The organism is Pedobacter montanisoli, assembly GCF_022809115.1.
Lineage (GTDB): Bacteria > Bacteroidota > Bacteroidia > Sphingobacteriales > Sphingobacteriaceae > Pedobacter > Pedobacter montanisoli.
On sequence record NZ_JALGBH010000001.1, the window covers coordinates 1,680,130 to 1,703,599 of the forward strand.

The 23,470-nt window shown below is 36.5% G+C and carries 26 protein-coding genes; 6 read left to right on the forward strand and 20 right to left on the reverse strand.

Going from position 1 to position 23,470, the window contains the following annotated elements:
- Window positions 1–40 precede the first annotated feature (40 nt).
- The 3 genes from MMF97_RS07455 to MMF97_RS07465 form a co-directional block, all read right to left on the reverse strand.
- The gene (locus tag MMF97_RS07455; protein ID WP_243361055.1) at window positions 41–2,731 is read right to left on the reverse strand and encodes a S8 family serine peptidase; all 2,691 of its coding nucleotides are present in this window, start codon (window positions 2,729–2,731) and stop codon (window positions 41–43) included.
- A gap of 307 nt (window positions 2,732–3,038) precedes the next feature.
- The gene (locus MMF97_RS07460; protein ID WP_243361056.1) at window positions 3,039–3,872 is read right to left on the reverse strand and encodes a TlpA family protein disulfide reductase; all 834 of its coding nucleotides are present in this window, start codon (window positions 3,870–3,872) and stop codon (window positions 3,039–3,041) included.
- Window positions 3,873–3,929: 57 nt separating this feature from the next.
- A complete protein-coding gene (locus MMF97_RS07465) occupies window positions 3,930–5,174 on the reverse strand; it encodes a glycosyltransferase (protein WP_243361057.1) in 1,245 nt (414 codons plus the stop codon).
- A gap of 79 nt (window positions 5,175–5,253) precedes the next feature.
- Here MMF97_RS07465 and miaE point away from each other — a divergent pair, with 79 nt between their 5' ends.
- Window positions 5,254–5,835, forward strand: coding sequence for a tRNA-(ms[2]io[6]A)-hydroxylase (gene miaE / locus MMF97_RS07470; protein WP_243361058.1), 582 nt, complete (start codon window positions 5,254–5,256; stop codon window positions 5,833–5,835).
- A gap of 308 nt (window positions 5,836–6,143) precedes the next feature.
- Here miaE and MMF97_RS07475 read toward each other — a convergent pair whose 3' ends face one another.
- The 3 genes from MMF97_RS07475 to MMF97_RS07485 form a co-directional block, all read right to left on the reverse strand.
- On the reverse strand, window positions 6,144–6,653 hold the full coding sequence (locus MMF97_RS07475; RefSeq protein ID WP_243361059.1) for a GNAT family N-acetyltransferase: 510 nt from the start codon (window positions 6,651–6,653) through the stop codon (window positions 6,144–6,146).
- A 23-nt stretch (window positions 6,654–6,676) separates the two neighbouring features.
- A complete protein-coding gene (locus tag MMF97_RS07480) occupies window positions 6,677–7,534 on the reverse strand; it encodes a class I SAM-dependent methyltransferase (protein ID WP_243361060.1) in 858 nt (285 codons plus the stop codon).
- Window positions 7,535–7,635: 101 nt separating this feature from the next.
- Window positions 7,636–8,547, reverse strand: coding sequence for an NAD(P)/FAD-dependent oxidoreductase (locus MMF97_RS07485; RefSeq protein WP_243361061.1), 912 nt, complete (start codon window positions 8,545–8,547; stop codon window positions 7,636–7,638).
- An 80-nt stretch (window positions 8,548–8,627) separates the two neighbouring features.
- Here MMF97_RS07485 and MMF97_RS07490 point away from each other — a divergent pair, with 80 nt between their 5' ends.
- Complete coding sequence (locus MMF97_RS07490) at window positions 8,628–9,002, forward strand: Fur family transcriptional regulator (protein WP_243361062.1); 375 nt, start codon at window positions 8,628–8,630, stop codon at window positions 9,000–9,002.
- A gap of 9 nt (window positions 9,003–9,011) precedes the next feature.
- On the opposite strand, the gene MMF97_RS07495 is transcribed toward MMF97_RS07490, so the two are convergent.
- Together MMF97_RS07495 and MMF97_RS07500 are read right to left on the reverse strand one after the other, a co-directional pair.
- On the reverse strand, window positions 9,012–10,085 hold the full coding sequence (locus tag MMF97_RS07495) for a DUF3810 domain-containing protein (protein ID WP_243361063.1): 1,074 nt from the start codon (window positions 10,083–10,085) through the stop codon (window positions 9,012–9,014).
- Window positions 10,086–11,420: a dihydroorotase gene (locus tag MMF97_RS07500; RefSeq protein ID WP_243361064.1), complete on the reverse strand. Its 1,335-nt coding sequence runs from the start codon at window positions 11,418–11,420 to the stop codon at window positions 10,086–10,088.
- A 176-nt stretch (window positions 11,421–11,596) separates the two neighbouring features.
- Between MMF97_RS07500 and MMF97_RS07505 the strand changes: the two genes are divergently transcribed.
- Genes MMF97_RS07505 through MMF97_RS07520 form a run of 4 tightly spaced genes read left to right on the forward strand, consistent with a single transcriptional unit; the run spans window position 11,597 to window position 14,010 of the window.
- A complete protein-coding gene (locus MMF97_RS07505; protein ID WP_243361065.1) occupies window positions 11,597–12,907 on the forward strand; it encodes a DEAD/DEAH box helicase in 1,311 nt (436 codons plus the stop codon).
- A complete protein-coding gene (locus MMF97_RS07510; protein WP_243361066.1) occupies window positions 12,908–13,192 on the forward strand; it encodes a hypothetical protein in 285 nt (94 codons plus the stop codon). It begins immediately after the preceding gene.
- A 24-nt stretch (window positions 13,193–13,216) separates the two neighbouring features.
- A complete protein-coding gene (gldC, locus tag MMF97_RS07515; protein ID WP_243361067.1) occupies window positions 13,217–13,552 on the forward strand; it encodes a gliding motility protein GldC in 336 nt (111 codons plus the stop codon).
- 50 nt (window positions 13,553–13,602) lie between these two features.
- Complete coding sequence (locus tag MMF97_RS07520; protein WP_243361068.1) at window positions 13,603–14,010, forward strand: hypothetical protein; 408 nt, start codon at window positions 13,603–13,605, stop codon at window positions 14,008–14,010.
- Here MMF97_RS07520 and MMF97_RS07525 read toward each other — a convergent pair.
- The 12 genes from MMF97_RS07525 to MMF97_RS07580 form a co-directional block, all read right to left on the reverse strand.
- On the reverse strand, window positions 14,007–14,576 hold the full coding sequence (locus MMF97_RS07525; protein ID WP_243361069.1) for a Maf family protein: 570 nt from the start codon (window positions 14,574–14,576) through the stop codon (window positions 14,007–14,009). The two genes, MMF97_RS07520 and MMF97_RS07525, sit on opposite strands and share 4 nt — an antisense overlap.
- 94 nt (window positions 14,577–14,670) lie before the next feature.
- Window positions 14,671–15,069, reverse strand: a complete 399-nt coding sequence (locus MMF97_RS07530) for a hypothetical protein (protein ID WP_243361070.1) — start codon at window positions 15,067–15,069, stop codon at window positions 14,671–14,673.
- 152 nt (window positions 15,070–15,221) lie between these two features.
- Window positions 15,222–15,749, reverse strand: a complete 528-nt coding sequence (locus tag MMF97_RS07535) for a KdsC family phosphatase (protein ID WP_243361071.1) — start codon at window positions 15,747–15,749, stop codon at window positions 15,222–15,224.
- 20 nt (window positions 15,750–15,769) lie between these two features.
- Entirely contained in the window at window positions 15,770–16,012 is a 243-nt protein-coding gene (gene iscX, locus MMF97_RS07540; protein WP_243361072.1) for a Fe-S cluster assembly protein IscX, read from the reverse strand.
- 41 nt (window positions 16,013–16,053) lie between these two features.
- Entirely contained in the window at window positions 16,054–16,386 is a 333-nt protein-coding gene (locus MMF97_RS07545; protein WP_243361074.1) for a 2Fe-2S iron-sulfur cluster-binding protein, read from the reverse strand.
- A 41-nt stretch (window positions 16,387–16,427) separates the two neighbouring features.
- Complete coding sequence (locus MMF97_RS07550) at window positions 16,428–17,189, reverse strand: Rossmann-like and DUF2520 domain-containing protein (RefSeq protein ID WP_243361076.1); 762 nt, start codon at window positions 17,187–17,189, stop codon at window positions 16,428–16,430.
- Window positions 17,189–19,657: a heme lyase CcmF/NrfE family subunit gene (locus MMF97_RS07555; protein ID WP_243361078.1), complete on the reverse strand. Its 2,469-nt coding sequence runs from the start codon at window positions 19,655–19,657 to the stop codon at window positions 17,189–17,191. Before MMF97_RS07555 ends, MMF97_RS07550 begins: the two co-directional genes overlap by 1 nt.
- Window positions 19,657–20,073 carry a cytochrome c maturation protein CcmE domain-containing protein gene (locus MMF97_RS07560; RefSeq protein WP_243361081.1) on the reverse strand — a complete coding sequence of 139 codons (417 nt, stop codon included), beginning with the start codon at window positions 20,071–20,073 and terminating at the stop codon, window positions 19,657–19,659. The genes MMF97_RS07555 and MMF97_RS07560 overlap by 1 nt, the downstream gene beginning before the upstream one ends.
- A 150-nt stretch (window positions 20,074–20,223) precedes the next feature.
- Window positions 20,224–21,645 (reverse strand): Glu/Leu/Phe/Val family dehydrogenase, encoded by a 1,422-nt coding sequence (locus MMF97_RS07565; protein WP_243361083.1) that lies wholly within the window; start codon window positions 21,643–21,645, stop codon window positions 20,224–20,226.
- 143 nt (window positions 21,646–21,788) lie between these two features.
- Window positions 21,789–22,010, reverse strand: a complete 222-nt coding sequence (locus MMF97_RS07570; RefSeq protein ID WP_243361085.1) for a CcmD family protein — start codon at window positions 22,008–22,010, stop codon at window positions 21,789–21,791.
- 32 nt (window positions 22,011–22,042) lie between these two features.
- Entirely contained in the window at window positions 22,043–22,705 is a 663-nt protein-coding gene (ccsA, locus tag MMF97_RS07575; RefSeq protein WP_243361087.1) for a cytochrome c biogenesis protein CcsA, read from the reverse strand.
- Window positions 22,706–22,739: 34 nt separating this feature from the next.
- Entirely contained in the window at window positions 22,740–23,402 is a 663-nt protein-coding gene (locus MMF97_RS07580; protein ID WP_243361090.1) for a heme exporter protein CcmB, read from the reverse strand.
- Between the last annotated feature and the right edge of the window lie 68 nt (window positions 23,403–23,470).

A 23,470-nucleotide genomic window follows, 5' to 3' on the forward strand; every position in this document is an offset into this window, starting at 1 on the left:
GCCTAGAGATAGGTTATTTCTAAGCATTCCATGATAAGTTTTAGTGCCTTACAATAATTTGCTGTTTTATGATTTCTTTTTGTCCCTCTACATGTACATGAAGAAAATAGTTATCAGACTTTAAGTTTTTGGTGTCCAGTTGTAATTTGTAATTGTTGCTTCTTCCTCTTAACAAAAGTTTACCCTTTATGTCATATAAATAAGCTTCATATTCTTTCATAGCTAATTTCTCTTTTCCTGAAAGTTTTCTTAGCTTGTCATTGTCAGGCTCAATTGAAATGTAACTATTTGCCGGATTAGGATAAACTATCATCGTGCGCCACCAGCCTCCGCAGTAACGCTCGAATGTTGCAGAACTGGATACTGTTAGGCCACAATTCAAATCTATTTCTACTGTTACTTCACTGTTATTACAAGGAGGACTTGAATTAAAATATATTTCTGTACCACTTTCTACCAAATCACCATTTAAATACCATCTTATGGCACTATAGCTGTGGTTATAAGGATAGACAGATGCACTTAAAGGCTCGCTGCCAATAGCAGGATTTACTGCGAAATGAATTTCCGGTTGATATGGAGCAAAATATTCTCCTAAATTGATAGAGCAATCTCCTCCGGTTACCTGTATAGATCCTGCTGCTCCTGTAAAATCAATAGAATTAGAGGTGGTTGTTAATGACGTTGATGTACCATTAATAAGTAAATTACCATCAACAGTCCAGGTTAAAGTACCTGTTGCTCCTTCCACTGTAGCAGTTCCTCCGCAAGATCCATTATCATTGGTAGGTGTAACAGTAATAACTAAGGGATTTAGGCTCTTGGTAATTATATAACTACCACAGCTGGTGATAACATTTGCCGTAAGTGTACCATAACCGTTAGAGGTACGTTGTACTGTTACGGGATTGGCAGTATTGGAACCACTAATACTATAAGTGCCATTAACGCTCCAAGTTACGGTTGCTCCGGTAGGTAAGCCAGGTAGATTATAAGTGGCTGTGTTGCAAAATATAGAAGTCCCGTTTATTTTAGGCAATGCAGCTTTTACTGCTGCAAAAGCATTGACCTTACCATAACCTAACTGATTGCTTCTACCACCTACATAACTGTATCCACCTACCTTATCTGCACTTCCTGTTAAATAGTTAAATATCTCTTGTTGTAATAAACTGGGGTTTACAGATAACATTAAAGCTGCAACACCAGCAATCTGAGGGCATGAAGCAGATGTGCCTCCAAATCTTCCTGTAAAATCTAAATAATTAATGCCACTGCTAGGTAAATTTTCACCAAATGAAGGAGGATTGGTACTCGTATCTGCCCAAGGATTATAACCTGAACTACCGGGAATATCAATACTCCATACTTCAAAGGTTTCGCCTGTTATCTGACTTGGGTAGGCTCTATGCGATGGAGCACAAATATCTATTTCCGAACTTAAAGGACTGTAATTTGCTTTAGAATTATATCTGTCTGTTGCACCTACTGTAATTACACCGTTAATATTAACATTTGCAGGAAAAGTAACATATCCATTATTTCCTGCAGCAGAATTTGCAGTATTTCCTGCAGCAAACACAACTACACAGCCTTTTCCACCACGTCCATTTGTTATTGCATCTTGGATAGCGGAAATAATTACAGGATATAAATTTGGATTATTTGAGTTATAGCCCCAGCTATTTGATAAGATATCCGCACCATTATCTTTAGCAAATGTAATCGCATCAGCTATTCCTTGAACAGTTATACCAGAACCATCGGAATTAAAAATTCGGATAGGCATGATGTTTACTTCAGAGGCTATCCCTGCTATCCCTATATTATTATTTTTAGTTGCAGCTATTAATCCTGCGCAGGCATTTCCATGATTATCGTTTCCGGTAGGAGAGGGATCATTAGTACTTCCGTCTCCAAAATTACTTCCTGTTAGTCTAACCTGTCTTGAATTTGGTAAATCTATATGATTAGATGTAACGCCCTGATCTAATACGGCAACAGTAACAGAGTTACACCCCGAGGTAATATCCCAGGCTTGAGGGGCATCTATATCGGCATTAATGGTGCCTGTATGCCCGTTAAAACTTTGTCCAGTATTATGTAAATTCCATTGATATGGAAAATAAGGGTCATTAGGAATAGATTGATAAAAATCAACTTTTGATATAAAATTTGGATGAGCAAATTCAACAAGACCACTTTCCTGAAATAAATTAGCTATTTGTATAGCATTACTTAATCTTGGAACCTGATAAAGACGATAATTTTTAGTCTGTTTTATTGAAGTTAACTTATATTGTCTGGTAATAGAATCCGTTTTTTGATTTGATACTGATGATTTAAACTTTATTAAAATTTCATCGGTAACAATCATTTCCAGATCTGATTTCTTCAAAAGATATACGAAATTCACAGAACTAACATCATTATTTTTCTGAGCTTCAGTTATAAAATTATCTGTTTCATCAGCTGATAGTACATTTAGAACAACTGTTCGGTTGTCCTGCCATTTAATTTCTGTATCTCTATTCCCATCTTTCAATAGGGTTTTAGAAGCAGTTTGTGCTACTTTACTATCTTTATACCGGATAGCTATTTTAGTATTTAATCTTTGAAGATAAACCTTTTCATTAAAGGCATAATAATAGTCCTCATTATTGGAAGAAGTAAAGCTATAGATTATAGCAATAAAGATTAATGATGACAGAGCAAAAAATATAGATCTCATATATTGATTATTTGGTTTCAGATAATTTTAAACTGTAATTATAGCTTTCGGGATGCTTTCAATTAGATATTTGAGAATATGGCAATATCTGAAGCTTGATTTGTTTTTAAGGAACAGCTCAGATGTCTTGATTTTTTCTTTTAAACAAATTATAGTTTAAAAAGATACCTCTAATAATAAATGGCTTGAGATGTTTGATGAGCGTTTTCATTGTTAGTTTAGATTTTTGTTATTCTAAAGATATACATAAATCATAAAAAGAACAATTATTGATTTTTGTTTTTTAAACTATGAAATGACTAAATTATTAAAGCTTTAAAATCTCTTCTTCAAAAAATGGAAGAATGTCATTAATGTCATTGGTCTCTTTTACGATTTCTCCTTTTTTATTGATTAAAATATGCGTTGGGTACATCTGAACATTAAGCTTGTTTCTCATGAAGTTTTCCTGATCAGGTATTACAGCATATTTGAATTCTTTTTTCTTAAGAAATGCCTTTAATTCCGATTTGTTATCTATGGCTAAACTGATAAACAGGATGTCTTTCCTATCCGGGTATTTATCTACTAAGGCGTTAAGTTCGGGAAATTCATTAACACAGGCTACACAATTGATGAACCAACATTTTAGAAGTACAACTTTATCCTTGGTATTGGAGCTATTATAAGTTCTGTTTTGTAGATCTGTGAAATTGAAATCAGGAAATTCCTTGCCTTCCATTTGAAAATGGAAACTTTCTATCTCGGCTTTTTGTTTAATGGTGTTTCTTACGTCATTTCCAATATTATTATTCTTACTGAGCTGATAAACAGGGATATTGTTAACGATTTTGATTTTAAAGGGAATGTAATTGCCCGTTTTAAGTTTTGTTAGAAATAAAGCTTTATCAATTTCGATAGAATCAGCATCAAGTCCGATAAAGTTTTGCGTTAAATTAATGTTCTTGTAGTCATAGGTGTACCATGTAATGAAATCTTTTAAGATAGAAGCCTGATCAACAGCAATATCATACGTTTGTTCATTCTGCTGTTTAGCGGGTGCTATGTTTTTTGATTCTTTTTTAGTGGTACGTTCAGATGGTTGGCACCCAGATAAGAACATTAAACAGGACAATAGCGTTAAAACAGACCTAAATCTCATGGTGTATGATAGGGTTTTAACCAAATATACTTATTATGATTTTTAAAGGCTTAATAATTAGTAATCTTTTCTGTTCTTTTCTTCAATCCACAAAGACATGTAGCGAGTGCTTTGCAGGCTTTGGTGCTTTAGGATTTCGCCCATAAAATTTTGTTGGCGATGTTGCGGAAGGCTATGATAAATCTCTTTGATATTGGTTAGAAACAAATCCTCAAAAGCTGTTTTTCTATATAAACTATTTAGAATGAGAGTGCCATTTTGTTGAGCTTTCAACCATTCTTCTTTATGGTTATACAGCAAGACCGCTTTTAGGCAAAATTCTTTCCAATCATTTTCAATAAAACCACCCCAAGGTAAATCTTTGTGCATAGATTCTGCACCAACAGAGGTAGTTACATTGGGTGTACCTGTCTGCATAGCATCGATGAATTTGCCTTTTATACCTGCGCCAAAAGTAATGGGAGCTAACAAGATGCGATGCTTTGCGAGGGTGTTTTGGGCATTATCGGTTCTGCCATGTACAAAAAAACGTTCGGTTTTATTATTTAATTGCAATGCTTTTTGAGGTGGGTAAGAACCATAAATGTTCATACTGGCTTTAGGTAATAATTTTCGTAGTTCGGGCCAAATTTCCGTTTTTAAAGTTTTAACGGTTTGCCAATTGGGCTCGTGCATAAAGTTGCCAATGAAAGCAAAACCTTCTCTCTCCTCAAAACTGTTCCAGTTTTTCGTCTGATCTTCTGTAATTTCTTCTTCCAAAAAAGGCAGGTAATACAGAATTGAAGCGTTGATCTTGAACTGTTCTGTAAGAATTCTGATTTCTTCTTCAGATATGATCAGTGACAGGTCGCAACGTAAAATTGATGCAATTTCCCGTTTGGCTTCGTCAGAAAATAATGCTTCATCAGTAAAAGGTACTCCGGCTTTTTGTTGTACTTCTCTAGCCTTTCGTAAAAAATGTAGGTCTTCGGTATCTAATATCCTCATTGTTTCGGGACATTCTTGCTGTACCCGCCAACCATATTGTTCCTCGATCATGAACCTGTCAAAAACTACGATTTCGGGCTGAAGTGCTTTGATCCACACATTAAAAGAAGAGTGGTTTAATAAGATTTGATGAGTTTCGGCGCCAATACTATGCAAATCGAACGAAAAATCTGATGGTTGTGCTGCCGAAGCAAAATGTACCTCAAAATTTCTTTCCTTAAAAAACCGGACCAATTGTATTATTCTTGTACCTGCTGCCGATGAGGTGGGTTCGGGCCATACCAATCCGATGAATAATACTTTTTGGGCTACCATAATTCTGTTATACAAAGGTATAAACCTAAATGATTATTTATTTTGTAATTTTGCGCTTTTTAAAGCCATTATCTGTAAAATGTTAGGACTTAAATTACTGACCGATCCGCGTTGGGCAAATATTGCCGAAGAAAATTTAGAAGAAATTTTGACCGATCATGCCTGGTGCGAACAAAAGGCCGCCAGTAATGCCATTACCTTAATTACGCAAAATTCTGAACACCAAGATCTGGTTGATGAGCTTACTGAAATTGCTTTAGAAGAATTGCAACATTTTAAAATGGTCGTAAATATCATTAAGGAGCGAGGTTATACTTTGGGCAGGGAACGTAAAGACGATTATGTGGGCTGCTTGGTAAAATTTAGTAAAAAAGATGGAAGTCGTAACCAAGCTTTTATTGATAGGTTATTGTTTGCTGCAATGATCGAAGCCCGCAGTTGCGAACGTTTTAGGGTGCTGTCGCAAAATATTAAAGATAAAGAACTGGCTAAGTTTTATTACGATTTAATGGTTTCTGAAGCTGGTCATTATACTACATTTTTAAATTTTGCCCGTAAATATAGTACAGATGTTGATGTAGAAAAGCGTTGGGCCGAATGGTTAAAATTTGAAGGTGAGCTGATTCAAAGTTTTGGTACTAAAGAAGCCATACACGGATAGTGCACTGATTTTATTAACGTGAATTATGTATGTTTTACTGGTTTTTATTTACTGAAAGCCCTTTTTGTAGCCCATCTCACAATCTTGCCTGCCCTTATGCCGGGCAACGGCAGGTACTTTTTTCCATAAAAAGTACCCAAAAATTCTCGGCTGCGCTCTTTGCTTTAAAGTAAGTGATAGGGCAATTGCATCGCTACAGCAAATAGCAGAGGCCGAATTTGACGAATATTAACGGTTTGTACTATGGCCTGACATAATGCCAAAGGCCTATAATTCGCATTATAGTTTGTTAAAATGTAGTTGTGGTATTAAGTGGTTAATACCTTTTCAAAAGCTTTTCTCGGTGCTCCCCTAAATGACACTTCTCCGCAATATACATAGCCCATTTTATTTAAAATATTTAACATCCCATTGTTGTCAAAATTAGTGTCAACTTTTAAGCTGTTTATCTTATTGCTTAACGCAAAATCTTCAATATGAGCCAACATTTTCTGTGCTAAGCCTTTCCCTAAATAGTCTTCGGCAATAGCCACCCTATGGTACACCACAAAATCTCCTTCTGTAAGCCATTTTCCATCTATATCTGCATATGCAGGTTCATCATTGATCATAATTGCACAATAACCTGCAATATGATCCCCATCGGCTAAAACATAGCCTGCACCTTTTGCAATATCTGATTGAATAACCGTGGGATTGGGATAGCCATCCTGCCATTGATTGCTACCATCTTCTTTACGTCTTTGGATTGCTTTTTTTAGGATCTCCCAGATTTGAGCTAAATCGTCTGCTGTAGCTTGTCTAAATAAATATGCCATAATGTGCTGAACAATGTTTTTAATTAAGTGTGTGCCAATAAAAATACTTCGCCACTGGCTGGAGTAAAGTTATCGGTGCGGTTGCTAAAATAGCTTCGCTCCAAGTCTTTGGTCGAAACAGTTTTTATGTGTTTAAAACCTGCTTCTTTAGCCATTGCTAATATTTCATCAGCATTAAAAAAACTAATGAATGGTGTTCCGGCTTCTTTGGCGCCTTTTTCTGCAATCAGCTGTAAAGGCTTATCTTCCTCATCGAGAAGTTTTATAGGTAAATAAAAAGTCATGGCTAGGGTAGAGCCAGGAGCAAGTGCTGTTAATTGGCTTAAAGTAGAGATAATGGCATCTTTAGTGAGATATAAACTTACACCTGTGCATACCACAACTGCAGGCTTATTCACATCAAATCCCGCATTTAGTAATTGCTCCCACCATGATGAAATTTCAAAATCTACACTTACAAAATGTAACCACTCGGGCAGACCATAGCCTGTTTCAATCAAGCGTTTTTGTTTCCATATTTGCGTATCAGGCTGGTCTATTTCAAACACCTGTAATTTAGCAGCAATATCAGGTCTACGCTGTGCAAACGTATCCAGACCTGCACCTAAGATTACGTATTGTGTAATGCTTTTTTTGCTTTGTTCGATGATCAGGTCCTCAATAAAGCGGGCTCGTGCCAAGATAGATGCTCTTAGGCGTTTGGTAAACTCAGGGTGCATATCCGGGCGTTGCTGCCAGCCTTCATCGGGTGCAGCTAATTTTAAGCCCACCTCATCCTCAAGTATATAGGGCTTTGAATCTACTTGTAAGTGCAAAGCTCTCCACAAGGCTGTTCTTATGGCTGTGCTATCTGGTTCTGTTGTTTTCTGGTTTGTTTCCATCTTAAGCAGATTACCTATCTAATACATGCTAGGCTTTGAAAATGTTTTTATGCTCAAATATCTAAATTCTGAGAATTTATTTGAGCTTGATTACATAAATTTTACCAGAATAGTTCATCGCTAAGCGCTTTATTTATTGCGGCTCCGGTAAAATTTCCTGAGGCTACTGCATTTGCCACAGAGCGCATAGGCGAAGAGTTATCGCCGCAGGCATACACGCCCTTGGTATTTGTTTGCTGAAATGTATCAACTTTGATAAAACCCTGTTCTGTTAATTCACAGCCTAAAGTTTCAGGAATATCTGAATGCTGGATAAAAGGAACTGCAGCATAAATCGCATCGAATTTAATGGCAGAATTGTCTTTAAATACAACTTCTTGTACTTTACCGTTTTGATGCACGATTTCCTGCACCTCTTTTTCTATAATTTCAATTTGATGAGCTTTAATTTTTTCGACTTGTTCTTCGGTAAAATCAGCTTTGCCAGAAGTTAATAAAGTTAAGTTGGCACTGAGGTTGTAAATAAGTGAAACGTAATGAGCGGCTTTTGCGCCATTGGCCATAATAGCTGTTTTTTGTTGACGAAACTCGTAACCATGGCAGTAAGGGCAATGAATTACAGAAATTCCCCAGCAGGCTTCAAAACCTTTAATAGCAGGTATGATGTCTTTTATACCTGTTGCAAAGACCAGTTTTTTTGCTGTAAAAGTTTTGCCAGAAAGGGTTGATATTTCAAAAAGATTTCCGTTTTTCTGTCCTTTAATCGCTACATCTTCACAAAACTCTACGGTGTCATATTTTTCGACCTGTTGTTTGGCCACAACCGCAATTTCTTTGGGTTTTTTACCATCTTGTGTAATGAAATTATGAGAATGAGGAGTTTGCCTGTTGCAAGGTAATCCGCTGTCAATTACCAGTACTTTTCTCGTTGAGCGTCCTAAGGTCATGGCTGCTGAAAGACCTGCATAGCTTCCGCCGATAATGATTACATCAAAATATTTATTTTCTGTCATGATCACTGAAAGTTATAGTCAAAAATGTTTGGCAAAATTAGAAATTATTTTTATTATTGCAACAAAGTCGCATTAATAAAATGAAAAGAAGAACAACATCATCAAAGCAAGCTGTTTTTAATATTTTAAAATCTTCTGAAGTTGCTTTAAGTCAAGATGATATTGAGAAGAAAGTAGCAGGAGAGATGAATCGGGCAACGATGTACCGTATCTTGAACAGCTTTTGTGAAGATGGTCATGTACACCGTATTTTTTCTGATGATGGCAGAACCTATTTTGCTGTTTGCTTAAATTGTAAGGAAAATGACCATCATCATAACCACGTTCATTTTCGTTGTCTTAAATGTTTGAGAATGGAATGTTTAAAAGAAGAAATAGAAATTAAAATGCCTCAAGGTTATACGTTCAAAGATGCAAATTGCTTGGTAACGGGTTATTGTAACTGCTGTTCATGATCATTGTTTTCAAAGTTCGTGTTTATGGTAATTATACAACCATAGCACAATATCCTGATAACTGTCTATGCCTTTTCGTTGATTGTTTAATTTAAGCAATTGGTCAAAAGTTTTGCTCATATAGGCCGACATTTGTCCATTGTATTTAACCCAGAAATCTCTTTCTATCTTGAATTTGGCTAACAATTCTTCAGGAAGTTTTTCCCGATAAGCAAGGTATTGGTCGGGATATTTTAACATGATTTCAAACAAGATACTTCTAAGCATATTGTAATAGCCAGAATACTGGAAATAGAGGTCGTTGCTATGTATGCTGGTTAAATAACCTACCAGATTTGCTTCATCTTCTTTTGAAACACTAATCTGGTGTGCTACTTCATGACAGGTAACATAAGGCAGTACAAAATTAGGGATCAGCATGTTCACGTTTGCTTCTCCCGATAAAGGATTGTAATAACCTTCAATCCCCATTTTGCTGGTCAGCCATCCGCTAATGGCAGGTTTTATAGATGCTATTTTGTATTTAAAAAAGCTTTGATGTTTTGCCAATTGATCATAAGCAGCTTTGGTTTCATTAAAGAGCTGTGTTTTAGTGTAAAGGGGCTTATCTTTTTGTTGATCAAGCTGTGCTTGAAGATTATTGATCTTGTTTAAAAAGAAGTCGGCTAATTTTAACAATTGCTTTTTATCGTAAAGTTGATTACCGATTTGAAGCTGGGTATGGATTTGTGGACGGTTGTAATTTAAACCCCATAAAAGCTTAAAGGCGATATACAGGCCTAATCCTAAATTTAAAAGCGAAATGAGCAGTATTTTCCATAAATCTCTATTAAAAGGCCTTTTCCTGAAAAAACTGAATGTTTTCCAGCAGATCAGAACAATAAGTATGGCATACAAAAAATCGCCTATGGCAAAAGGAAAGAGAGAAGAAACGGATCTTTGAAATAAAGCAATAAGAGGGTAGAGGCCATTGCTAAACCATTTTTCTACCCATATTTCGTTTAATCCCCATAAGAAGACAAGAAAAGCTACAAAGAGTAGTATTGCAAACTTCTTTATACCCGCCTTGCCTGCTTTATCCATTTATCGGTTAAATGTTAAACGTTTTCCAGTTTGATTGGTCATAAATTTACCTTTTTGATAAGCCAGAACGCCAGATACAAAAGTGTGGGTAATGCTGGCGCTAAAAGTTTGCCCGTCAAAAGGAGACCAACCGCATTTGTAAAAAGTATTCAGTTTGGTCACTTTCCAGGCATCGTTTAAATCTATCAAAGCTAAATCTGCCCAATAACCTTCTCGTATAAAACCACGTTTTTCAAGCTGGTAACAGATCGCTACATTATGAGCGGTTTTTTCTACTATTTTTTCTAAGCTTAATTTACCTTGTAAGTGCATTTCTAAAAGGGCAGGTAAAGCATGTTGTACTAAAGGCCCTCCAGATGGAGCTTGTAAGTAAGGCTGGTTTTTTTCATCAAGGGTATGTGGCGCATGATCGGTAGCGATTACATCAATATGATCATCTAGTAAACCTTGTAATATGCCGGCTTGATCAACGTCAGTTTTTACAGCCGGGTTCCATTTAATAAAATTACCTTTTGTGGCATAATCGGTATCATTAAACCAAAGATGATGTACACAAGCTTCGGCGGTAATTCTTTTTTCAGCTAAAGGTGTTTTATTGTCGAACAAGCGAACCTCCTTAGCGGTTGAAATATGCAGGATATGTAATCTGGTATTGTATTTCTTGGCCAGTTCAACAGCTAGGGATGATGATTTGTAACAAGCCTCAGTGCTACGTATTAAAGGGTGCATGTCAATCGTGATTTGATCATCATATTTCTCTTTGAAAGCAGCCATATTGTGACGTATGGTAGCTTCATCTTCACAATGTGTGGCAACCAATATAGGTGCTTTGCTAAAGATGTTTTCAAGTGTTTTTTCATTATCAACCAGCATATTGCCGGTAGATGAGCCCATAAAAACCTTGATGCCGCAAACGTTTTTAGGGTCTGTTTTCAAGACTTCTTCAATATTGTCGTTACTGGCACCCATATAAAAAGAATAATTTGCCAGCGAAGTTTGTTGAGCAATATCATATTTATCGGCTAGTAATTCCTGCGTTAAAGTATTGGGAACGGTATTGGGCATTTCCATAAAAGAAGTAATGCCGCCAGCTACAGCAGCCATGCTTTCGGTAAAAATATCGGCTTTATGGGTTAAACCTGGTTCGCGAAAATGAACCTGATCATCAATCATACCCGGTATAAGGTATAAACCTTCTGCATTAATTTCCAGATCTGCTGCGGTATCAATATGAGGAGCAATCTTATCAATCATTCCATTTTTTATGAATACATCTGCTACAAAGGTTTTTCCTTCATTTACAATGGTGGCGGCTTTTATCAGGGTTGTGCTCATGTTTCAAAGGTAAATATAAAGTCCGATGTCCGATGTCTGATGTTTGAAGTTATGCCGTATATTTTTCAACATTTTGGTGCTTTAATTTGCGATATTAAAACGCCTTATCATCGGACTTCGGTCTTCCTACATCAAACTTTTCGCACTTCCGACTAATAAATTGTAAATTTGCCGCTATGCCAAAAAAGTTCGAAGAGTTTAACCTTAACAGACAGATTTTGAATGCCGTTGCCGAGGCCGGTTTCACCGAAGCCACACCTATACAGGAAAAGGCTATAGGACCTGTTTTATCAGGTCAGGATTTGTTTGGAATTGCGCAGACAGGTACCGGAAAAACAGCAGCTTATGTGCTGCCTATGCTCATGAAACTTAAATATGCGCAGGGAGAGCATGTACGCGGATTGATTTTGGTACCTACACGAGAACTGGCATTGCAGATAGAAGAGCAGGTTAAATTGTTTTCTACCTATACCGACTTAAGAACCGTCGTTATTTTCGGTGGTATCGGACCAAAAACACAGAAAGAGCAAATAGCTAAAGGCTTAGATATTTTAGTAGCTACACCAGGCCGCTTTTTAGATCTTTACCTTGCCGGAGATATCAATACCCGTAGTTTACAATTTTTGATACTTGATGAAGCCGATAAAATGATGGATATGGGCTTTATTGGCTCTATTCACCGTATTTTAGAAGTGGTGCCACGTAAACGACAAAACCTGTTGTTTTCTGCCACAATGAGTGAGCTGGTAGAAAAAATAGCGGGCGATTTCTTGAAAAACCCGTTAAAAATTGAAGTGGCTGCTCAGGCAACACCAGCCCAAACCGTAACGCAGGTGGCCTATGCTGTACCTAATTTTAAAACCAAGATCAATTTATTGCAACGTTTACTTAAAAACGATGAAGAGTTTAAAAAGCTCATTATCTTTTGTAAAACCAAAACCGTTGCCGATAATATTTACAGTTTTATAGAAAGAAAATTCGGAGAAGATGCAGTAAGGGTTATCCATGCCAATAAAGGACAAAATACCCGTATCAATTCCATTAATAGTTTTAAGCAGGGCGATATTAGGGTATTGGTAGCTACAGATGTTGCCGCTAGGGGAATAGATGTAAGTCAGGTTAGCCATGTGATCAACTTTGATGTGCCTATTGTAATAGAAGATTATGTGCATCGTATTGGCAGAACAGGACGGGCTTTTAATGAAGGAACAGCCATTACGTTTTTCACACATGCAGAACGTTATTACTTAGATAAGATTGAAAAACTGATCAGGCAGCAAATTGCTGTAGAAGATATTCCTGAAGGCGTTTTTATAGAAGAAACACCTTTTAATGAGCGCCAGGAGATGGCCCGTGAAATAGACCGCCAGAAACGTAAGGAAAACCCTGAATTTAAAGGGGCGTTTCATGAGAAGAAAAAGCAATTCCCTGCTAAGGATAAAACAGCTAAAACAAAGCAAAATAAAAGATTTAAACCCAAAAGATAGTTGAAAGTTAGAATTACACCTTTAAATATTGTATCGGCTCTAGCTTTGGTTATTGCTGTTTCTTTGATAGTGAATAAAAGCTGGCTTTTAGCACCCGTAAATCAGGAATATAGTGGCTTAATGATTGCGGTATGTTTCTTGTTTTTTTTTCTGGCTTTTTTAGGAGATCAGGTGTTTAGAAAATTGATGCCAAGTTTAATAAGATTATGGTTACTGGAAACTTCTGTAATCATATTTACTTTGGTTTTAATGTCGATAATGAAAGGACTTTTCTTTAATTCATAGATAAAAGATAATAAATAATAAAAGATGAAAAAAGCGGAAATAAAAGTAACCGTAGAGTTAGATGAGAAAAATGTTCCCGAGGCGATATTATGGGAATCTACCGATAGCGAAACCAAAGAAAGTGTACCTACAAAAGCTATGATCTTGGCACTATGGGACCATAATTATAAAAATGCCATGCGCATTGACTTGTGGACTAAAGATATGCCTGTTGATGAAATGAAACGCTTTTTTTATGAAACATTGCAAACCATGGGAGATAGCTTTTTAAGAGCAACAGGAGAGCAGAATATTGTGGAAGATTTAAGAGATTATTGTGCACATTTTGCTGATAAAATGGGCATCGATACCGGAAAATAAAATTAATTTATAAGCATGGCTTAGATGCTATGCATTTATCTGTGAGCCATATGATCGTAGTTAAAAAAACAAATGCTTACCTGGGTATATTTTTAGCATTTATTGGAGGTTTTTGCCCTCTATTACAGGTTAAAATCTTATTTGAATGGGTTAGCTGGGGTATGTATAAAACAGATGTAAGATTGTTTTTGATTACTTACGCCTTAACAGGTTTATTAACGCTTTGTTTTATGGTAAGACAGCTTAAAGCTTACAGATTGTTAACACGTGTAATGTTTTTCTGGGTTATATTAATGGCTGTGGCAGTATATTTTAAATCACAGAATTATTTTGGCGTAAAAATAGCCGATAATCTTTTGGGTAAGGCCATCCATTTTCAATGGGGATGGATTGTATTATTTTTATCGGCTATTTTATTATTGCTAAGCACAAAGAAACTATCTGCAGAAAACAGTTAAGCGAGCTTCTGTAAAAGCTGATACAATTTCTCTGTAGGTAAACCCATAACATTGGTGTATGAGCCTTCTAATTTTTCTACTTTGGCTAAACCAAACCAGTCTTGTACACCATAACTTCCGGCCTTGTCAAAAGGCTTGTAGTTTTCAATATAAAAATCTATTTCTTCTTCGTTTAGGGTACTGCAATGTACAGTGGTAAGATCATAAAATGAATAAACCGATCGGTTAAAGTTTACGGTTACCCCAGTATAAACTTGGTGGGTACTTCCTGATAGTTTCCTGAGCATTTGAACGGCTTCATCTTTGTCTTTAGGCTTACCTAATATTTCGTTGTGAAGAGCAACAATGGTATCGGCTGTAATTACGATGGTATCTTTTGAAGCACCAAATGCCAATGCTTTCTGGTTTGAGATATAAACCGCAATATCTGCCGGGTTTAAACCTTCGGGATAGCTTTCGTCAACTTCTTTAAGTTCAATGGTAAAATCTAATCCAAGTCCTTTTAACAGCTCTTGTCGGCGTGGAGATTTGGATGCGAGTATAATGGGGTATTTCTGAATAAACATAATCGGCAAAATAATTTGTCGCTAAAATACAAAAAGCGACCTAAAGTCGCTTTTTGTATTATTTTGTTTAAGAATAAAATTAGAAAATCAGTGATTATTGTCCACCTCTTTCCTGCATTCTTTTTTGCATTTCGGCACGTTGCTCATCTTGCCATGCTTTGTAAGCTTTTTTCTGATCTTCGTTTAAAACGCCGTTAAGTTTAGCATCATATTCTTCTCTCATTTTCTGCATTTTTTCTCTCATTGCAGATCTGTCGCCACCATTTTGTGCTTCTTCCATCATTTTCTTTTGCGCTTCGCCCTGATCTTTGAAAATGGCTAAAACTTTGGTTTTTTGATCATCAGACAATTTTAATTTTTCGTCTAATTGTTTAACTCTGGCTTCAGGGTCCATTCTTCCCATATTTCCGCCCATACGGCCACCACCTTGTTGTGCGTTGGCAAATGCAATTACACCAAAAATGAAAGTGCAGATTAAAAGTAATTTTTTCATTGTAATTAAATTTTATATTGTTTTAGGTTCAATGAAGCCTGCTTTTACACGATGCTTCGAGATTTTAGAGATGTAAAAGCTTTATAAGTTTAATTAGGCAAGAAAAAATAGTTGAAAAAACCTGTAAATAATTAATATACAGGGAGATATTTTTATCTGCTCGCTTCTTCTGCAGAAGGATTATGGTCTATCCACTTGCTTTGCGCTTTCAATACTTTTTCAATTACATCGCGTACGGCTGTATGACCACCGTTTTTAGCAGAAATGTAATGAGAAATGGCTTTAATTTCATCTACGGCATCAGCAGGACAGGTGGCTATGCCTACCAATTGCATTACAGCTAAATCGGGAATATCATCGCCCATATATAAAACCTGTTTCGCATCGATTTGATGTTTCGCCAAGTATTGATTAAATACTTCTACTTTGTTACCTACACCGAGATAGATTTCGGCTATGCCTAAATTGCTGAAGCGTTTTTCCATAGCAGTACCCTTACCTCCCGAGATAATGCATACATGGTAACCTTTTTTTGCAGCCAGTTGTACAGCATATCCATCTTTGATGTTAAAGTTGCGCAAAAGCTCACCACTTTCTGATGCAATTACGGTTCCATCAGTTAAAACGCCATCTACATCAAAAATGAAAGTGGTAATATGTTTGAGGTTTTGTAAAAACATATATCGCAGAGCTAAATGAATTACTGGTTATCTCTCCACTCGTAAACCCAGGTAGATTGTATTTGCTCTAAATGACCTTCATTACATTCTTCGCGGGTTCCTTTAAAATTAGGTAAAGAAAGTACCCATTCCATTAATTCGGTAAATCTTATCCTGTAAATTTTGGCTTCGTCAAAACTATCACCAAACTTTTCATAAAGTTCCTGTGCAATATCTTCGTAATCATTCCAGTATATAGGTAGTGCAAATTTGTTATCGTTCATTTTTAATGAATATTGATGTGTTAAGGATAATGTATATAAAATTAATGACCAAGGAAACCCGATTGATCAGGGATCGTAACTTCTATATCGCCATCCAATACTACACACTGGCAAGCCAAGCGTGAAGTAATCTTAGGTCTTACAGCCCTGTCTATAAAATCTTCTTCTTTTTCAGATATTTCCTGGATGTTATCCATGCCCTTGGTTACATATATATGGCAGGTACTGCAACCACAAACACCACCGCAGTTGTGCTGTAATTCTATACCATTATCAAGTACTACGTCTAAAACATCTTCACCGGCAGCTATAGGTAATTCTACCGATTCTTTTCCTTCTTCTTCGAAATTTATTTTTAATTTAAATAAGCTCATGATCAGATACAAAAGTACATAGTAAAACCAGAATTAAGTAATTAATTGGTTTTTTTAATACTTTCTGTTAAAGTTTGATAAATGTTTAATAAGTGTGGCTGATTGGCTAGTAAAGCCCTGTGTCTGGCTAAAGTCTGCTCATCATGCCTTATTGCCGGACCGGTTTGAACATCACGCGGCAGATTGTGTTGTACCTTTTCGGCCGTTTCAACAATGAGAGGTTTAATGATATCAAAGGGCAACTGGTGTTCTGCTAAGATATCTTGCGAAAGTGCATATAAATGATTGGTAAAATTACATGCAAATACAGCCGCTAGATGTAAGATCTTTCTTTTTTCGGTATCTACCGGGTAAACATTTCTGCTTAACAATTGAGCCAGTTGTTCTATTTTTTTTAAAGTCTGTTCATCTCCAGCTTCAATACAAAGAGGAACTTCTTTAAAATCGAGCGCTTTGCCTTTAGAAAACGTTTGGAGCGGATACAGAACTCCGTAATGTTTAAAAAGAGGTTTGAAAATATCTATACTTACAGCACCTGCTGTGTGTACTACTATACCTTTAAAAGGTTGTAGTTGATTGGCTATGGTTTCAACAGCATCGTCTTTTACTGAAATGATACAGAAATCAGCATCAACATTTACCTGTGATAAATCATTGATGGCTTCTGCATTGATTTCATTTGCCAGTTTTTCTGCATTCTGTAACTGTTGGGACCAAACTTGCACAACGTTGATCTGTGCTGATTTTAAAGCCTTGCACAAATGCGTTGCCACATTGCCCGAACCAATTACGACCGCTTTCATTACTTGGTTTTTAACTCTTTATTACGTCTGATGATCGATAAAATAAAGCCAATAACCATTACGATGGTACCTACCCAATACAGGTTGATGTATGGAAACTCAATAGCTTTAAATACCAGCCAGTCTTTAGCCTGTTGAGGCTTCTCAAATATCTGGATCTCAAACTGGTTTTGTTCAGGAATGATTTTGGTAAATCTGAAACGAAGACCTAAGTCGTCAATTTTACGGGCAAAATCAAAAGTATTGTTTCCTTTAATTAAGAATAAAGGCTCTACGGTATAAATCTTGCCACTTACATTGATTTCCAAAGGTAAACTTACTGCTAAGTCTTCTTTCTCTACTTTTAAGTCTTTAACTATTGGTTTGGTGTTTAAAGCTTTAACAGTTAATACACCACTTGGTGTATGTAAAGTGTCTCCGGTTTTAACCAAAGCTATGCGAGGTGCTTTGTAATTTTCGTCTTCAGTATGCCCTTCATGTGCCTCGTGCTCAGGTTTTTCAACTGCTGCACTGGTAATGTGGGTGTAAATATCTTTGGTAAGATAATGTTTGGTATCAGGAGAAGCAATTAAACCCATTCTGTCGTTTTCCTGAATGTGAGGGTTTAAGGTAAAGTCTTCTTTGATTTTCCCGGTAGCTTCGTCAATAGTCTTGAAGTTTATGCTGTAATAAGTGTTAGGCTTAACAGTTGTATCGCTGATATAAGTAACGGTATATTTGCCCATTTTTTTAGGCTCATTCTTATACAACATAATATTTTCGCCAGGTTTGGCTGCCTTTTCAAAATCTTTAACCGGTATAAAATTACTTTCGTTGATTGAAATAGGATTACTTGTAGCGGAAGCAATTAAAGCGCCTACCAACAAGATGGCAAAACCGATATGGGCTACTGCGGCACCAGCCAATTTACTGCCTTTAGAAGTAAATGCGGTTGATAATAAACGGGCGTTAGATAATATGGCGAATACGCAACTGAATGTTAAAATAATATACATAGAGTTGGTATAGATACCTGTTAACCATACCATACCTGCAGTTAACAATAATGAGAATAATACGGTAGAGATTAAACTGCCGTAGAACTTTTTAGGATCGGTTCTTTTGTATTTAAGAAACTGAGAAAAGCCCGAAATCAAAGTAATTAATACAGCAAAAGGTGCCTGCCATTTATTGTAAAACTGAACAGCATCTTTTATAGGCGCGTAGTTTGTACCGAAAGCAGCATTAAATACAGGTACCGAGGTTGCAAAAATAATATGGATACAAGAAACGGTTACTACCAATGCTCCTATGAACATCCAAAATTCACGAGAGTAAGTTTCTTCATCTTTATTAGTGATAGGAAGTTCTTTCCATCGTTTTACGGTAAAGAATACAGCAAGGGCTAAAAATGCTGAAATGTAAGTAACCAATTGCCAGAACATACCCAGATCTGTAAATGAGTGTACAGATGTTTCACCTAAAATACCGCTTCGGGTTAGGAAAGAGGCATAAAGTACCAGAATAAAGCTCACCATTACCAGCATGATAGCAGTGAAATAGGCATGTCCGGTATTTTTATAAGCTATAATCACATGTAAGCCCCCAATTAAAGTTAACCATGGGATGATGGATGCATTTTCAACTGGATCCCAAGCCCAGAAACCACCAAAATTAAGTGCTTCGTAAGCCCAGAAAGAACCCATGATAATACCTGTGCCTAAGATCATTACGGCAAATGATACCCAAGGCAATACAGGTTTAACCCATTCTTTATAACGTTTTTGCCATAAAGCGGCTATAGCATATGCAAATGGAACCACCATACTGGCAAAGCCTAAGAACAAGGTAGGAGGGTGGATCACCATCCAATAATTCTGTAGTAATGGATTTAAGCCCTTGCCATCGGTTATAAAAGTTAAATATTTAGCATAGTGTTCAGGGTCTTTAAAGATAGGTGCCATTTCGGGCAGATTGCTTGCTTCTCTTAATAAGATAAAAGGAGAAGAACCTATACGGATACCTAAAATTTCTACACCTAGTAACATAGAACCCAAAAATGCCTGCGATAATGCAATGGTCGTCATTACGCTATCTTCCCAGGTTTTACCTCTAAAAATGACAACCAGACCTAAAAGACTCTGCCAGAACATCCATAACCAAAAACTACCTTCCTGTCCTTGCCAAAAAGCAGAAACAATGTAGTAAACAGGTAATTCTTTTGAGGTATGCGAATAAACGTAATTGTATTCGTTGTAATGATTTAGGATAATATAAAATAGCGTAACACCAATACCAATAACACTAAAAATGTTAATGATAAAACTGCTTCTGGCTATGCGGTGCCATGAATTATCTTCGGGGTTTTTGTTTTTAACCGCTAAGAAATAAGCAATAGTAGAAAGTAACGCAGCACCAAACGATAGTACAATAAAAAACTGGCCTATTTTACCAGGCAGTAGATGTTCGCCAATAAACTGAATATCCATTAAGACTTTTTGATTTGTTTTACCTGACCGTTCTGATCAACTTCAACCAGGTTATCATTATATTTAGAAGGGCATTTCATCAGTATTTTAGAAGCATAGAAAGTATCTTTTTCCATTTTTCCTATCAATACTAATTTTTCTGATCGTTCAAAATCTTGCGGCTTTGAGCCGTTTAAAACTACTTTGTTAACCTTACCTTTTTCATCTTTCATATAAAAGGCAAAATGGTTAGGGTCTTTTAATGCATCATAATGCATACCTTTTTCTTTCTCCCAATATCCCATTACGTGTTCTTCTTTTTGAGATCTTGAGGCTTCTTCAAAGTTAGAATAAGAGTCTGTATCTGCGTTTAAGCTTACTAAGAAACCTATACACAAAGCAATGGTTATTAAACCAATAATGGCACTTTTTCTCATGGGATATAGATTAATATTAAAAGCAAACAAAGATAAAAAAACAATACAAGCTTGAGTATGATACTAAAGCTCAATTGTATATCGTGACAATTAATTGATAAATAAAAAGCCCCACCTAGGTGGGGCTTTGACAAGGTTTTTCGATAAGGATTAAGGCCAAACACCTAAATTCATATATGAAACTGCAATTTTATCTATGGAGTTCACAAAAGCTGCAGTTCTAAGCGTCTGAGCTTCAGGTTTAATCTGTAAAGTTTCTCTGATTTCGTGGTAAGAGTGGATCATGGTGTCTTCCAAACCTGAGTTTACCAGTTCAACTTCTGATGCACCTTTTACAATCATTAAACGGTGCTCTGCTGGTATGGTTTTGCCGGTTAACGATTCTAAGGTATTGATCAAGTTGGCGTTTGAATTTTCTGCATAACGGTTTTCCATACGGCCAAAAGCAACGTGAGAAAGGTTTTTTAACCATTCAAAGTAAGAAACGGTTACTCCCCCGGCATTACAGTACATATCAGGAATGATGATACCACCCATACCGGTAAAGATCTCTTCTGCCTCAGGCGTACAAGGACCATTGGCGCCTTCAGCAATGATTTTTGCTTTAATGCGCTTAATATTTTCGGCTGTAATCTGGTTTTCTAAAGCAGCAGGAACTAAAATATCGCATTCCTGTTCTAAACCTTCTTTTGAATTTTTAAAATCTGTAGCGCCAGGGAAACCTAAGATTGAACCTGTATTTTTTCTATGTGCAAAAACTTCGTCAACATTTAAACCGTTGGCATTATAGATCGAACCTTCAAACTCACATAAACCTACAATGGTAGCTCCCATTTCGGCTAAGAATTTAGCTGAGTGATAACCTACGTTACCCAAGCCCTGTACAATTACTCTTTTATCTCCTAAGCCGGCTTTTAAGCCTAGTTTTTTCATGTCTTCGGCAACACTAACGCATTCACGTATGGCATAAGCCACGCCACGACCCGTTGCTTCTTTACGTCCACGGATACCATGTAAGGCAATTGGTTTACCGGTAACACAACCCAAAGCATCTAAAGAACCCGGGTTCATGGTAATATATGTATCTGCAATCCAGCTCATTTCACGCTCGCCCGAACCATAATCAGGAGCGGGTACATCAATACCGGGACCTATAAAGTTTTTCTTGATTAATTCTGTTGTATAACGACGAGTAATGGTTTCTAACTCGGCAACGGTATAGTTTTTAGGATTGATACAGATACCGCCTTTTGCGCCTCCAAAAGGTACGTTAACAATGGCGCATTTGTAGGTCATTAAAGCTGCTAAAGCCATTACCTCATCTTCGTTAACCATATCACTGTAACGGATACCGCCTTTGGTTGGACTCATATGGTGCGAGTGCTCTACACGCCACGCATCAATTACTTCAAATCCGTTTCCTCTGCGTATAGGAAACTGAAAACGATAAACGCTGTTACATGCTTTAATCTGTGCCAATAAACCTTCTGGGTGTGAGGTAAATCTGGCGGCATTGTCAAAATTCTTGCAAACGTCTGCAAAGAATCCTGCTTCATTTACGGTATTAGCCATTATTTTTAATAAGTTTTAAGTTTAATGCAATTACTGTACAAAATTGCAGTAAAATAAATGACTAATGCAAGTGCTTTTTTGCTTAGTGTAAGTTAAACACCATGCTTGATAAAACAAAAGAACTGCCTCTTATGGCATTAAAATTAGTTTTTTGGGCCAGAATTTTTTTCTAACATTTTCACTTTCTTATCTAACGAGAACAAATAAGCCAGTAAGCCCAATAAAATAATGACAATACAAATCACTACAACATAGATTTTGCCCTCTGCACGTAAATGATCTGCCATTTCAATTTCATTGTTCTGTGCAAAAATGTTTTGAACAAAAAGTGTTAAAAAAGCGAGTATGGATAGAATTCTTTTCATTAGAATTTAAATTTTAAAATAATTGGAATGAGTTAAAATTGTTGAGCTTGGTTTTGAAGGTTTCTGATCCTGAATTTAATGGTATAAATCCAGTAACCGATTAAGATCCAGCCTAAACATGCAGGATAAAAAACCATGCGCATACGGCTGTCCAGATCATAACTGTTAAAACCCGGATTGCCACCATTGCCTGGATGAAGCGAATCTTGCAAGCGAGGTAAAACAAATAACAATACTACCATCATGGGAAAAGCGAAAATGTTGTAAATAGCCGATATTTTAGCCCTTTTCTGTTCTTCTTCAATGGCATTACGTAAAATTAAATAAGCACAGTACAGTAAGATAGAAATTGCTGCGAAATTTTGTTTAGGGTCAAAGCTCCAGAATTGTCCCCAGGTAAATTTAGCCCATACAGCTCCGGTTACCAAGCCTAAAAGTCCAAAGATAATACCCACATTGGCACTTTCTACCGCTTTAAGATCGTCGGTTTCGTTCTGAGAATTTAGATTTTTAATGCTATAAAACACAGATATACTGAAAAGCACGATCATGGCAAACCACATAGGTACATGAAAATACAGGTTCCTGATTGTTTCATTTAATATGGCTAAGCGGGGTACACCCAATAATAAGCCCGCAATAGTACTGTAGATTACAAGTACAGCAGCCAATATTTTCCACCAGATTTTATTCATTTTTATTTATAGTATGTTTATTTGTTGCTAAATTTTAATCTCTCCAAAGGTAGGGGAATAAGAGTAATGATACAGTTACTACTAAGACGTTTACCACCAGCATCAGCCCAATCTCATCTAAGCTTACGCTTCTGTCCAGCCCGTCAACAGCGTTCTTAGTGAGTTTAATGAGTACAATTAATACGGGTATGATTACCGGAAAACTCAAAATGGCCATTAACATGCCCCCATTGCCTGCTTTTGAGGCAATAGCCGATACCATAGTAAACACGGTAGAAAAGCTTAAACTGCCTAAAACGGTAGCTGTAAAATACATTAAGATATCAATGTCTGCTTCGGGTTTAAATACCAAACTGTAGAAAGCAAAAGCAATAATGCTGATCAGCATCATTAAAATGCTATTGTAAATGGTCTTAGCTATAATAACAGCCACAGGACTGGCTAGAGTGTAAATGTACAATTGACGGCCCTTGCTTTCCTGTAAAAAACTTTTAGCTATGGCATTGATGGATGCAAAAAGCATAATGATCCAGAATAAAGCATTCCAGGTAAGTTTATCTACTACTTTGAATGAGAGGTAACACACAAAAACAGTAGAAACCACGTAAAGTAAAACGCCATTGAGTGCATATTTAGAACGCCACTCTAAAACAAATTCTTTTTTTACTAGATGTTTTACCTGTTGTGCCAGTTGCATGCAGCAAAGATAATTTTATTCAACAAGTAAAAATGCACCTAATTGTTGTATTGTTGTAAATTTGTATT